Here is a 14,152-nt window from a genome sequence, read left to right on the forward strand (position 1 = left end):
ACTTCACAAGAAATTAACAACTAAAATTGTAAATTAGCCGTTTTGTAATTTATGAGTCATTTCGAAGATTTTATTGAAGTAAAAGGAGCACGTGTACACAATCTTAAAAATATTGATGTATCTATTCCGCGTGAAAAACTTGTGGTAATTACAGGTTTATCGGGAAGTGGGAAATCATCCTTAGCTTTCGATACGATTTATGCAGAAGGACAACGTCGTTACATTGAAACCTTTTCGGCTTACGCCAGACAATTTTTAGGTGGTTTAGAACGGCCAGATGTAGATAAAATTGATGGGCTTTCGCCTGTTATCGCCATAGAACAAAAAACAACAAGTAAGTCGCCACGCTCTACTGTTGGTACCATTACCGAGATTTACGATTTTTTACGTTTACTTTTTGCCCGTGCCAGTGATGCTTACAGTTACAACACAGGCGAAAAAATGATAAGTTATAGTGACGAGCAAATTAAAGAGCTTATTATTAAAGATTTTAATGGTAAACGCATTAATATTTTAGCTCCAGTGGTTCGGTCTAGAAAAGGCCATTATCGCGAATTATTCGAGCAAATTGCAAAACAAGGATTTGTAAAAGTGCGCACCGATGGCGAAATACGCGACATTGTAAAAGGCATGAAACTCGACCGTTACAAAACGCACGACATTGAAATTGTAATAGACCGTTTAAAGGTTGACGAGCATGTAGATAACGATAAACGCCTTAGCGAAACTATAAACACCGCGATGTATCATGGCGACGATGTGCTTTTAGTAATCGACCAAGATACCCAGGAAGCACGTTATTTTAGTAGAAGTTTAATGTGCCCATCTTCTGGGATTTCGTATCCTAATCCCGAACCTAATAACTTTTCGTTTAACTCTCCAAAAGGCGCATGTAGCCATTGTAACGGTATTGGAGATTTATACCAAGTTAACGAACAAAAAATAATTCCAGACCCATCCTTATCAATTAATAATGGCGCTTTAGCACCTCATGGTCCCGAAAAAAAGAGTTGGATTTTTAAACAGTTCGAAACCATTGCACAGCGTTTCGATTTTAAATTAACCGATGCTTATAAAGATATTCCAGAGGAAGCTAAGCAAATGATTTTATATGGTGGAAATGAAAAATTTTCAATAGAAAGTAAAACTTTAGGTGTTACCAGAAATTATAATATAGATTTTGAAGGCGTTGCTAATTTTATTGAAAACCAATATAAAACCGCCGAATCGACCTCGCTTAAACGATGGGCAAAAGATTATATGGACAAAGTTAAATGTCCAGTTTGCGAAGGTTCTCGATTAAAAAAAGAATCGCTTTATTTTAAACTTAACGGCAAAAACATAGCCGAATTAGCAAATACCGATATTGTTGATTTAGCTGATTGGTTTAACGATTTAGACAAGCACCTCTCAAAAAAACAACTAAAAATCGCAGAAGAAGTTGTAAAAGAAATTAAAGCTCGTTTACAGTTTTTACTCGATGTTGGTCTTAATTACTTATCACTAAACCGCAGCTCTAAATCGCTTTCTGGTGGCGAAGCGCAACGCATTCGTTTAGCAACCCAAATAGGATCGCAATTAGTTGGGGTTTTATATATTTTAGACGAACCAAGTATTGGTTTACACCAGCGAGATAACGAAAAACTAATTAACTCATTAGTTTCATTGCGCGATATAGGAAACTCGGTAATTGTAGTTGAACATGATAAAGACATGATTGAACGTGCCGATTTTGTTATAGATATTGGCCCAAAAGCAGGAAAACATGGTGGTGAAATTATTAGTTTAGGCACACCCGACGAACTTAAAACACACCACACGCTAACTGCCGATTATTTAAATGGCTCGTTAGAAATTGAGATTCCTAAAAAACGTCGCGATGGCAATGGTAATTTTCTAGAACTTAAAGGCTGTACTGGTAATAACTTAAAAAATATCTCGGTTAAATTCCCATTAGGAAAAATGATTGGAGTTACTGGTGTTTCTGGCAGCGGAAAATCGACCTTAATTAACGAAACACTCTACCCTATTTTAAACGCTTATTATTTTAACGGTGTAAAAAAGCCAATGCCTTACAAAAGCATTAAAGGTTTAGAGCATATAGATAAAGTTATAGATATTAACCAATCGCCAATTGGGCGCACACCACGAAGTAACCCAGCAACTTACACCGGTACATTTAACGAAATTCGCAGCTTATTTGCCAAAACACCAGAAGCTATGATTCGTGGTTACAAACCTGGTCGTTTTAGCTTTAATGTAAAAGGTGGACGTTGCGAAACTTGCCAAGGTGGTGGTTTACGCGTTATAGAAATGAATTTTTTACCAGATGTTTATGTAGAATGCGAAACTTGCCAAGGTAAACGCTTTAATCGTGAAACTTTAGAAATTCGCTATAAAGGAAAAAACATTAGCGATGTTTTAAACATGACGATAAATGAAGCGGTCGATTTTTTTGAGCATATTCCTAAAATATATAAAAAACTAAAAACTATAAAGGATGTTGGTTTAGGCTATATTACTTTAGGACAACAAAGCACAACACTTTCTGGCGGTGAAGCCCAACGTATTAAATTAGCTACCGAACTATCTAAACGCGATACAGGTAATACATTTTATATTTTAGATGAACCCACTACCGGATTACATTTTGAAGATATTAGGGTACTTATGCAAGTTTTAAATAAATTAGCAGACAAAGGAAATACGGTCTTAATTATTGAACACAATTTAGATGTTATAAAAACCGTTGACCATATTATAGATATTGGCTACGAAGGTGGTAAAGGCGGCGGACAAGTTATTGTTGAGGGTACACCAGAAAAAGTTGCAAAACACCCTAAAAGTTACACCGCAAAATTTTTAAAGAAAGAATTAAATTAAACTAAAACTATTAAAAAATACTATTGTTAAATTAAACGATAGATCAAAAATATATTATGAGAAAAGAACAACACCATAAAGGTTGGAACGAAATAAAAACAAACGATTCTTGGGCCATTTTTAAAATAATGGGCGAATTTGTAAATGGTTACGAAAAATTAAGTAAAATAGGGCCATGTGTTTCTATTTTTGGTTCCGCACGGACAAAACCTGACCATAAATATTATAAATTAGCAGAAAAAGTAGCTACAAAAATTGTTGAAGCAGGCTATGGCGTTATTACTGGTGGCGGACCTGGAATTATGGAAGCGGGTAACAAAGGCGCTCATTTAGGTGGTGGTACATCGGTTGGATTAAATATTGATTTACCTTTCGAGCAACATGATAATCCTTATATAGATTCTGATAAAAATTTAGATTTTGATTACTTTTTTGTACGTAAAGTAATGTTTGTAAAATACTCACAAGGTTTTGTAGTAATGCCTGGAGGTTTTGGTACGTTAGATGAACTTTTTGAAGCCATCACGCTTATTCAAACTCATAAAATCGGGAAATTCCCTATTATTTTAGTGGGCACCGAATTTTGGGAAGGTCTTATGGACTGGATTAAAAAAACACTTTTAGATAGCTTCGGAAACATAAGTGAAAAAGATCTTGATTTAATTCATTTAGTAGACACCGAAGATGAAGTTATTACTATTTTAGATAATTTTTACAAAGAATCTGGTTTAAGCCCAAATTTTTAATCATTTAATACTCTATAAACAAAACAAAACAGCATCCTAATTTTGCTATATTGCAATGCCTTAAATAATGTATTCACTTTTAATAGTTTTTATAAGTTGAAAATTCGCCTATTTATTTCTTTTATTCTCTTGTCGTTATATTTTTCGGCGTACAGCCAAAATAAAATCGATTTGACGGCTAGTTTCAACTTACAAGAAAAACAAATTAAAATTTCGCAAACCATTACGTATTTTAACACATCTAAAACCGTGTTAGATACGATTTATTTAAGTAATTGGGCTAACAGTTTTTCATCTAAAAAAACCCCGTTAGCTAAACGCATTGCCGAAGAGTATAAAAACGATTTTCATTTAGCAAAAAACGAAGATCGTGGATATTCTGTGATAACATCAATCAGGCAACATAATACAGATGTATTTTTTTCTGAGCTAAAAAACCAGCCAGACATTGTAAAAGTGGCACTTAATAAGCCTCTAAAACCCAATGAAGCTTATACCCTTAAATTAGATTACCTAGTACAAGTGCCACATGCTAAATTCACAAGTTATGGTGTTACTAATGGAGGTGATTACAATTTAAAATACTGGTATATTACACCAGCCGTTTATAATACCGATTGGCAATATTACAGCAACAAAAACTTAAATGATTTATTTATACCTAAGGCTGATTTAAATTTTATCCTTCAAATTCCTAAAGGTTATACTTTAATTTCAGAATTAGATACAAACAAAATTGAAGAAACAACCGACGGGCAAACCATAATTTTGGAAGGAAAAAATCGGATTAATTCAAGTCTATTTCTTTCTAAAAAATCAACATTTAATACTATACAAGATGGTGATTTAGCTTTGGTTTCAAATCTTCCTGATAAGAATTTGGAAGTGATTGAAAAGGTGTTAATTACAGAAAAAATAAAAAAATATTTAACTAAAAAATTTGGAAATTATCCACACAAACGACTTTTAATTTCTGAAACAGACTACAATAAAGATCCGCTTTACGGGTTAAATTTTCTGCCTAATTTTTTACGTGCTTATCCAAACAGTTTTGAGTACGAAATAAAACTTCTTAAAGTTGCTATTCGTAATTATTTAGAAAATACTTTACTAATAAACCCTCGAAAAGAACAGTGGTTGCTAGACGGTATTCAAACCTACTATTTAATAACTTATGTTGAAGAGCATTACCCCAACATGAAATTTTTAGGCAATTTTGCAGATATTTGGGGCATTCGTACTTTTCATGCTGCCGATATGCATTTTAATGATAAGTATAATATTGCTTTTATGCTTATGGCACGAACCAACCGAGACCAACCATTAAGCATGCAAAAAGACTCACTGTTAAAATTTAACAGCAATATTGCTAACAAATATAAGGCGGGCTTAGGTTTAAAATATCTCGACGACTTTGTAAATAGTAATATAGTTGAAAATAGCATTGAAGAATTTATAAAAAATAAAAAGCTTAAGCCAACATCTTCAAGTGAATTCGAGTATTTTATTAAATCACAGACTAATAAAAATATAGATTGGTTTTTCAGTGATTATTTAACCACTAGAAAAAAGATAGATTTTAAAATAAAAAAGGTAACCAAAACGGAAGATTCAATTACGGTTAGTATAAAAAACAAGCGAAATAATAGTATGCCCGTTTCGCTCTACAGCATTAAAAACGACACCATTGTTTCAAAAATATGGGTTGAAAACATTAGTGATGTAAAAACATTAACTATTCCGAGAAATGAAACCAATAAACTGGTTTTAAATTATAATAACAAAATTCCAGAAGTTAACGTTCGCGACAACTGGAAATCTTTAAAAGGATTAAGTAACAAACCCTTACAATTTAGGCTGTTTCAAGATGTAGAAGACCCGTATTACAGTCAGGTATTTTTTATGCCCATTGTAGAATTCGACAATATTTACGACGGCTTCACATTAGGTTTAAAAGCTTATAATAAAACGGTTTTACGCAAACTATTCAATTACAAAATTCAGCCTCAATATGCATTTAAATCGAAATCTTTAACAGGCTCTCTATCGCTTTCAAAAACACATTATTTACAAAATAGCAACTTATATTACATAAATTATGGTGTTGGTAGTAGTTACACCTCTTATGCCGAAGATTTATTTGTACGCAAAATAACGCCATCGGTTGCCTTTGGTTTTAGAGAAGACGACGATTTCAGATCGAATAAACGCAAGTTGCTCCAATTTAGATATATTGATATTCATCGGGATAAAGTTGATACTAATTTACAATCATCAGAAGAGCCAAATTATAGTGTTTTTAATGCCCGATTTACACATTCCAATGATAATTTAATTAACTACAACCGCTGGTACGCCGATTTTCAATTAGGGGCAAAATTCAGCAAGCTTTCATTTAACTACGAATACAGAAAACTTTTTGAAAGCAATAGGCAATTAAATATTCGCTTTTTTGCAGGTACATTTTTAAAAAACAATACCGATTTAGCATCAATCTATTTTAGTTTTGCACTCGATCGTCCAACCGATTATTTATTCGATTATTCCTATTTAGGTCGCTCGGAACAATCTGGTTTATTTAGTCAACAATACATCGATGCCGAAGGTGGTTTTAAATCGAAACTCAACACACCATTTGCCAACCAATGGATAACCACACTTAATACAAGTACTACACTTTGGAATTATATTTTAGCATATGGAGATGTTGGCTTAGTTAAAAGCAAATACAATACTTCAAAGTTTGTGTACGATTCTGGAATTCGAGTTAACCTAGTAACCGATTATTTCGAAATATACTTCCCTATTTACTCCAACTTAGGCTGGGAAGTAAGTCATGCCCATTATGCCGAAAAAATACGCTTCAAAATCACATTAGCACCTCAAGCACTACTCGGTCTATTTAGACGTCGTTGGTTCTAATGAAATTGAAAAATATTCATCAAATTTAAATTTTGTTAAATATTATTCAACAAAAACTCATAATTACTCAATTTTTTATGATATTTATAAAATATCAGATTAAGTTTTAATTGTAAAATAGTTCTGTTTTCACTATTTTTGCAAAACCAAAAAAGCATATACCGCATGCAAACCATACCCGATTTACAAAACAATATTTCTTTCGACGATTTTAAAATAGAAGTTCTTGCAGACTACAAAATTGCTGTAGAGAGTCGAGAATGTAGTTTACTTGGTCGTAGAGAGGTGCTTACTGGAAAAGCTAAATTTGGAATTTTTGGCGATGGAAAAGAAGTGCCTCAATTAGCAATGGCTAAAGCTTTTCAAAAAGGAGATTGGCGCTCTGGCTATTACCGTGATCAAACATTCATGATGGCTATTGGAGAATTTACTAAAGAACACTTTTTTGCAGGCTTGTACGCCGATACCGATATTAAAAATGAACCAATGTCGGCAGGTCGCCAAATGGGCGGCCATTTTGTCACTCATAGTTTAGACGATAATGGCAATTGGAAAAATTTAACAAAACAATACAATTCTAGCGCAGATATTTCGCCTACAGCAGCACAAATGCCACGTTTATTAGGATTAGCACAAGCCTCAAAAATTTTTAGAAATGTTGATGGTATAAATAAATCTAAATTTTCTAATAATGGAAACGAGGTAGCTTGGGGAACCATTGGTAACGCTAGTACCAGCGAAGGCTTGTTTTTTGAAACGGTTAATGCTGCTGGTGTTTTACAAGTACCCATGGTTATCAGTATTTGGGACGACGAATATGGTATTTCAGTTCATGCAAAACATCAAACTACAAAAGAAAATATTTCTGAAATTTTAAAAGGATTTCAACGTGACAAAAATCATAAAGGCTACGAAATTTTCCGTGTAAAAGGATGGGATTATGCAAATTTGGTAGAGACATACCAAGAGGCTGGTGCTATAGCACGCGAAGAACATGTACCTGTAATTATACACGTTACAGAGCTAACGCAACCGCAAGGTCACTCTACATCTGGATCTCATGAACGCTACAAAAGCCCAGAGAGATTAACCTGGGAAAAAGAACACGATTGTATCCTAAAAATGCGTGAATGGATTATTGAAAGTGGTATCGCCACCGAAGAAGACCTGGTTAAAATAGAACGCAATGCAAAGCGTGAAGTAAGAGAAGCAAAAAAAAATACATGGAATACGTTTCTACAACCTATTGCTAAAGAACGTATTGAACTTATTTCAATTTTAAAATCTATTGAAACTAAAAGTACAAACGGGGTATTTATTGGCAAACTCAAAAACAGCCTTGAAGCTATTGATGAGCCAACAAGAAAAGATATTTTATCACATGGAAGAAAAGCATTGCGCTATGTTTTAAATGAAACTTTCGATGAAAAAACGAAGCTTCAGCTGTGGATTAATCAAATTTTTGAAAATGTACAACCAAAATTTAGTTCTCATCTTTTTTCTGAAACAGAACGTGCTAATAGCCGCATTAAAGAAATAAAACCAACATACAACGAAGATGCTGAATTAGTTGACGGTCGTATTATTTTACGTGATAATTTCGATGCCATTTTTAGTAACATTCCAGAAGCTCTGGTTTTTGGTGAAGATTCTGGAAATATAGGTGATGTTAATCAAGGTTTAGAAGGATTACAAGAAAAATACGGTGAACTTCGAATTGCCGATGCAGGTATTCGTGAAGCCACAATAATTGGACAAGGAATTGGTATGTCGCTACGTGGTTTAAGACCAATCGCCGAAATTCAATATTTAGACTATATTCTTTACGCTATTCAAATAATAAGCGACGATTTAGCAACAACGCACTACCGTACGGTTGGAAAGCAAAAGGCTCCATTAATTATAAGAACAAGAGGTCATAGATTAGAAGGTATATGGCATTCAGGTTCTCCTATGGGTGGAATTTTGCATTTAACACGTGGGGTAAATGTTTTAGTTCCACGAAACATGACTAAAGCTGCTGGTTTTTATAACACGCTAATGCAAGGAAACGACCCAGCAATTATTATAGAATGTTTAAATGGATATCGCTTAAAAGAAAAAATGCCAAACAATTTAGGAGCCTTAAAAACGCCAATTGGTGTTGTTGAAACCGTTCGAGAAGGAAAAGACATTACCGTAGTTTCTTATGGTTCTACACTTCGTATTGTAGAACAAGTAGCAAAAGAATTGATAGCAGTAGGTATTAATATTGAAATTATTGATGTGCAATCTTTATTTCCATTCGATCTTAATCATGACATTGTTAAAAGTGTTGAAAAAACAAACCGATTAATAATTGTTGATGAAGACGTTCCTGGAGGTGCATCGGCTTATATTTTAAATGAAGTATTAAATGTTCAAAACGCATATCAATTTTTAGATAGTGCACCAAAAACCTTGAGCGCTAAAGAACATCGTCCTGCATATGGAAATGATGGTGATTATTTCTCGAAACCTTCTGCCGAAGATATTTTTGAGGCTATTTATAACATAATGCATGAGTCTAACCCTAATAATTATCCAAAATTACGTTAATATAGCATGAGATAATAAAACATATAACCATCGCATTTGCCGATGGTTTTTTATATTTATAAAAAATGAAATTTATGAAAGACGATTCTCCTTTAATTACCCGAGATTGGTTGGCCATTGAGCGTACCAAACTCGCCAATGAACGTACATTTTTAGCATACTTTAGAACCTTTATTGTATTTTTAGGAACAGGAATTACAGTATTAAAACTAGAATTTTTTGCCGAATTAAAACCCTTCGGTATTATTTTACTTTTAACCTCACCAATCATTTTAATAATTGGTTTAGTTCGTTTGTTTGCCGTAAAACGTACCATTAAAAAACATTATCAGGTATAAATGAAGGCAGCTAGTGTAAAAGAAATTAAAACAGAACTTAATGAGCTATCTACTAAAGAATTACAAGATTTATGCTTACGACTTTCACGTTTTAAAATAGAAAATAAAGAGCTCCTTACCTATTTACTTTTTGAGTCGCACAACGAAGACCAATACATTGAAAGTGTCAAAAATTATATGGACGGTGAATTCGAAATCATTAACACCAAAAATATTTTTTACATAAAAAAAAGCGTTCGTAAAATTTTAAAAAACATAAAAAAGTACATTCGTTATTCACAAAATAAAGCTACAGAAGCCGAATTACTTATCTATTTCTGTAAAAAATTAAAACAATTTAAACCAAGTATTTCACGAAGTACTCAGCTTCAAAACTTATACAACCGCCAATTACTCCAAGCTAAAAAACGTATTGAAACACTTCATCCAGATTTACAATACGATTTTCACAGCCTTCTCGAAGAACTTTAGTTTGTTAAAATAACGTCTCAAACTTAACATCTATTCACAAAAATATAACACAATTAAATTGCGCACAATTTAATTGTGTTATATTTTTGTACCATGAACGATAAGTTAAACATAAACGAGCAAATATGTTTCCCTATTTATCTTTTAGCTAAAGATATTATAGCGCTTTACAAACCATTGTTAAATGCATTAAACCTAACCTATCCTCAATATTTAGTGATGTTAGTTTTATGGGAAAACGAAACGCGAACTGTAAATACTATTGGTAAAACATTAAACTTAGATAGTGGCACTCTAACCCCATTATTAAAACGTTTACAACAAAAAGAACTTGTTACCAGAACACGAAGTGTTACAGACGAACGTGTAGTTAATATCAGTTTAACAACTAAAGGCGCTCAATTAAAAAACGAGGCCCAATGTATTCCTGAACAGATGATGGAAGCCATGAATGTTTCGGTGGAAGACTTAACGACATTAAAAGAATTAGTAATTAAAATTTTAAACAGTAAAAAATGAAAACAATATATACCATAGGTGCAACAGCCACCGGAGGGAGAAACGGACATGTAAAAAGTGAAAATGGTATTCTAGATATCGAAGTAAAACATCCAAAAGCATTAGGAGGTAGCAGCAACGATTATGCAAACCCCGAAATGTTATTTGCCGCAGGCTACGCCGCTTGTTTTGATAGCGCACTTAATTTAGTTATTAACCAAAACAACGTAAAATCAGGAACTACAACCGTAACTGCAAACATTAGTATTGGAAAATTAAACGAGGGTGGTTTTGGTTTAGAGGCAGAACTATCGATAAATGTACCGGATGTTTCTTTAGAAGAAGCTCAGGATTTAGCCGAAAAAGCACATCAAGTTTGTCCTTATTCTAACGCAACAAGAGGTAATATCGATGTAAAATTAACAGTAACAAATAATAGTTAAAAAATTAATAGTAAAATGAACTTAATAGAAAATTTAAACTGGAGACATGCCGTAAAAGCGTATAATCCAGAAAAAAAAGTAAGTCAAGAACATATAGACAAAATAGTTGAAGCTGCCCGTTTAGCACCTTCATCGTCTGGTTTACAACCATTTCAAGTATTAGTTGTTTCTAACCCAAAGGTAAAAGAAAAGCTTGCTGAAGGTGCATTAAACCCCGAATGTATGCGAGATTGCTCTCATGTTATTGTTTTCGCCGCTTGGGATAGATATACCGAAGAACGCATAGATCATGTTTACAACTTTACAACAGACGAACGCGGTTTACCTCGCGGCCGTTTTAGTAGTTATACCGATAAATTAAAGGCCATTTATTTAAACCAACCCGCTAGCGAAAACTTTGCGCACATTGCAAGACAAACCTACATATCGTTAGGCTTAGCCTTAGCCCAAGCTGCCGAATTAAAGGTTGATACAACTCCTGCAGAAGGATTTAGTAATGCTGTTGTTGATGATGTTCTAAATCTAGATAAATTAGGACTTAAAAGTGTGTCGTTAATGTATGTTGGTTATGCTGATAACGAAAACGACTGGATTGCTTCAATGAAGAAAGTAAGAACACCAAAAGAAAACTTTGTTATAGAATACAAGTAAATTCAATTTAAAATTTAAATCAATAAACCAGTTAATTTAGTTTAGCTGGTTTTTGTTTTTTATAATCGTAAGGATAATATCTCACATTTAATTTATAATTACATAAAAATTATACTTAAACAATTTAAATGCATTGTTTGAATGCTTGCAGCAATATTTTATCTTTACACGCTCAAAATAGGAAATGATTTTATGAAGATCTCGTATAATTGGTTAAAACAATTTTTAAAAATTGATTGGACTACAGAACAAACAGGAGAATTACTTACAGATTTAGGACTTGAAGTTGAAGGTATAAATGCTTATCAATCTGTAAAAGGCGGACTAGAAGGCGTTGTAATTGGCGAAGTACTTACTTGTGAAAAACATCCAAATGCTGATAAATTAAAAGTAACAACAGTAAACATTGGTGCAGATGCGCCTGTACAAATTGTTTGCGGCGCTCCAAACGTTGCTGCTGGACAAAAAGTTCCGGTAGCCACTATTGGAACCACCTTATATACCGAAGAAGGCGAAGCTTGGACCATTAAAAAAGGTAAAATTAGAGGCGAAGAAAGTTTTGGAATGATTTGCGCCGAAGACGAACTAGGTTTAGGCAAATCGCACGATGGTATTATGGTTTTAAGCGACGATTTAATTCCTGGAACTCCTGCTGCAGAATTATTTGAAATTGAAAACGACCAAGTATTTGAAATTGGGCTAACTCCTAACCGAGCCGATGCTATGAGCCATTGGGGAACAGCTCGTGATTTAAAAGCTGGTTTACTACAAAAAGACATTAATTTAGAATTAATTACACCTTCAATAAGTGCCTTTCATGTTGATAGCCGTATTTTAAAAATTGACATTGATGTTATTGATAAAGAATTAGCGCCAAGATACTGCGGTGTAACGCTTTCTGGTATAAAAGTAAAAGAATCTCCTACCTGGTTACAACACCGTTTAAAAGCCATTGGTTTAAGCCCAATTAACAATGTTGTAGATGCTACAAATTATGTTTTACATGAATTAGGACAGCCACTACATGCATTTGATGCTTCAAAAATTTCTGGTAATAAAATTGAGGTTAAAACTCTACCTAGTGGAACTAAATTTACAACATTAGATGGTGTAGAACGTGAACTTCATGAAGATGATTTGATGATTTGTGATGCCGAAAAACCTCTTTGTATTGCCGGTGTTTTTGGCGGATTAAACTCTGGTGTTTCAGAAACGACAACCAATATATTTTTAGAAAGTGCTTATTTTAATCCTGTTAGTATTCGTAAAACAGCTAAACGACATGGTTTAAACACAGATGCTTCATTTAGATTTGAGCGCGGAATTGACCCTAACACAACACAGTATGTTTTAAAACGTGCAGCCCTTTTAATTAAAGAATTAGCAGGTGGCGAAATTACAAGCGATGTATTGGATTTTTATCCAAAAAAAATAAAAGATTTTGAGGTACGTTTAAGCTTTGAAAATGCTAAAAAACTTATTGGAGAAGCCATTCCTGAAGAAACCATAAAACACATCTTATCCTCATTAGAAATCAAAGTAAATAACGTTACCGAAGCTGGTTTGGGATTAACAGTTCCAGCCTACCGTAACGATGTACAGCGTGAAGCAGATATTATTGAAGAAATTTTACGAGTTTACGGCTATAATAATGTAGGTATTACAAAGAAATTAAATGCTTCTATTGCGAGTACTTCTAAGTTCGAAGATTATAAAATTCAAAATATTGTTGGCTCACAATTAGCATCTAAAGGCTTTTTTGAAATTATGTGTAATTCTTTAACCTCTCCCGGTTATGTTAATCTGGTCGATCAATTAAAAGAAGAACACAATGTGACTATGCTTAATCCATTAAGTAGTGATTTATCGGTAATGCGTCAATCTATGCTATTTTCTGGATTAGAATCTGTTGCTTTTAATATTAACAGAAAACGAGCTGATTTAAAACTATTTGAATTTGGCAAAACATATCATAGCTATAACGGTAAACGTGAAGAAATTAAACACTTAGCCCTTTTTGCTACAGGTAATCAATCTTATGAAAGTTGGTTATCATCAAACAGAAAAAGTGAATTCTTTTTCTTAAAAGGTACTATTGCCACTATTTTATCGCGTTTAGGTATAAATAGATTTAACGAATCGGCTAATAAAAATGATATTTTTAGTGAAGGCTTGAGTCTTGGTTTAGGTAAAAATACATTTGTAGACTTTGGCTTGGTTAAAAAATCTATTTTAAAACACTTCGATATTTCTCAAGATGTTGTTTATGCTGATTTTAATTGGGATACTATTTTAGAATTTGTAAAACATAATAAAATCACATTTAAATCAATTACTAAATTCCCAGAAGTAAAGCGTGATTTCGCATTATTATTAGATGACAACGTAACCTTCGAGTCTATTTATAATATAGCGAAGAAAACTGAGAAACAGCTTCTAAAAAATGTCAATTTATTTGATGTTTACCAAGGTAAAAATTTACCAGCTGGTAAAAAAAGTTATGCTATTAGTTTTACTTTACAAGATGAAAATAAAACTTTAACCGATAAGCAAATAGATAAAATAATGCATAAGCTTCAGCAAAACTTTGAAAACCAATTAGGTGCAGAACTTAGATAGTTTT

Annotated in this window: 10 protein-coding genes; all 10 read left to right on the plus strand. The window is 33.1% G+C overall.

From position 1 onward, the window contains the following. The first annotated feature begins 51 nt into the window (after window positions 1-51). The 10 genes from uvrA (at window position 52) to pheT (ending at window position 14,148) form a co-directional block, all read left to right on the plus strand. Window positions 52-2,883 carry an excinuclease ABC subunit UvrA gene (gene uvrA, locus PW52_RS13210; RefSeq protein WP_044633442.1) on the plus strand — a complete coding sequence of 944 codons (2,832 nt, stop codon included), beginning with the start codon at window positions 52-54 and terminating at the stop codon, window positions 2,881-2,883. Between the two features lie 56 nt (window positions 2,884-2,939). Further along, window positions 2,940-3,629 carry an LOG family protein gene (locus PW52_RS13215; protein WP_044633443.1) on the plus strand — a complete coding sequence of 230 codons (690 nt, stop codon included), beginning with the start codon at window positions 2,940-2,942 and terminating at the stop codon, window positions 3,627-3,629. Window positions 3,630-3,800: 171 nt separating this feature from the next. Next, complete coding sequence (locus PW52_RS13220; RefSeq protein WP_240475186.1) at window positions 3,801-6,551, plus strand: gluzincin family metallopeptidase; 2,751 nt, start codon at window positions 3,801-3,803, stop codon at window positions 6,549-6,551. A 165-nt stretch (window positions 6,552-6,716) separates the two neighbouring features. Continuing rightward, window positions 6,717-9,128, plus strand: coding sequence for an alpha-ketoacid dehydrogenase subunit alpha/beta (locus tag PW52_RS13225; protein WP_044633445.1), 2,412 nt, complete (start codon window positions 6,717-6,719; stop codon window positions 9,126-9,128). 74 nt (window positions 9,129-9,202) lie between these two features. Further along, a complete protein-coding gene (locus PW52_RS13230; protein ID WP_044633476.1) occupies window positions 9,203-9,466 on the plus strand; it encodes a DUF202 domain-containing protein in 264 nt (87 codons plus the stop codon). Continuing rightward, entirely contained in the window at window positions 9,467-9,937 is a 471-nt protein-coding gene (locus PW52_RS13235; RefSeq protein WP_044633446.1) for a hypothetical protein, read from the plus strand. It begins immediately after the preceding gene. Between the two features lie 93 nt (window positions 9,938-10,030). Continuing rightward, entirely contained in the window at window positions 10,031-10,456 is a 426-nt protein-coding gene (locus tag PW52_RS13240; RefSeq protein ID WP_044633447.1) for a MarR family winged helix-turn-helix transcriptional regulator, read from the plus strand. Beyond that, entirely contained in the window at window positions 10,453-10,878 is a 426-nt protein-coding gene (locus PW52_RS13245; protein WP_044633448.1) for an organic hydroperoxide resistance protein, read from the plus strand. The genes PW52_RS13240 and PW52_RS13245 overlap by 4 nt, the downstream gene beginning before the upstream one ends. Window positions 10,879-10,893: 15 nt before the next feature. Next, window positions 10,894-11,529: an NAD(P)H-dependent oxidoreductase gene (locus tag PW52_RS13250; RefSeq protein WP_044633449.1), complete on the plus strand. Its 636-nt coding sequence runs from the start codon at window positions 10,894-10,896 to the stop codon at window positions 11,527-11,529. A gap of 192 nt (window positions 11,530-11,721) precedes the next feature. Next, on the plus strand, window positions 11,722-14,148 hold the full coding sequence (gene pheT / locus PW52_RS13255; protein ID WP_044633450.1) for a phenylalanine--tRNA ligase subunit beta: 2,427 nt from the start codon (window positions 11,722-11,724) through the stop codon (window positions 14,146-14,148). Window positions 14,149-14,152: the final 4 nt, after the last annotated feature.

It is taken from the genome of Neotamlana sedimentorum, assembly GCF_000943565.1.
Classification (GTDB): domain Bacteria; phylum Bacteroidota; class Bacteroidia; order Flavobacteriales; family Flavobacteriaceae; genus Neotamlana; species Neotamlana sedimentorum.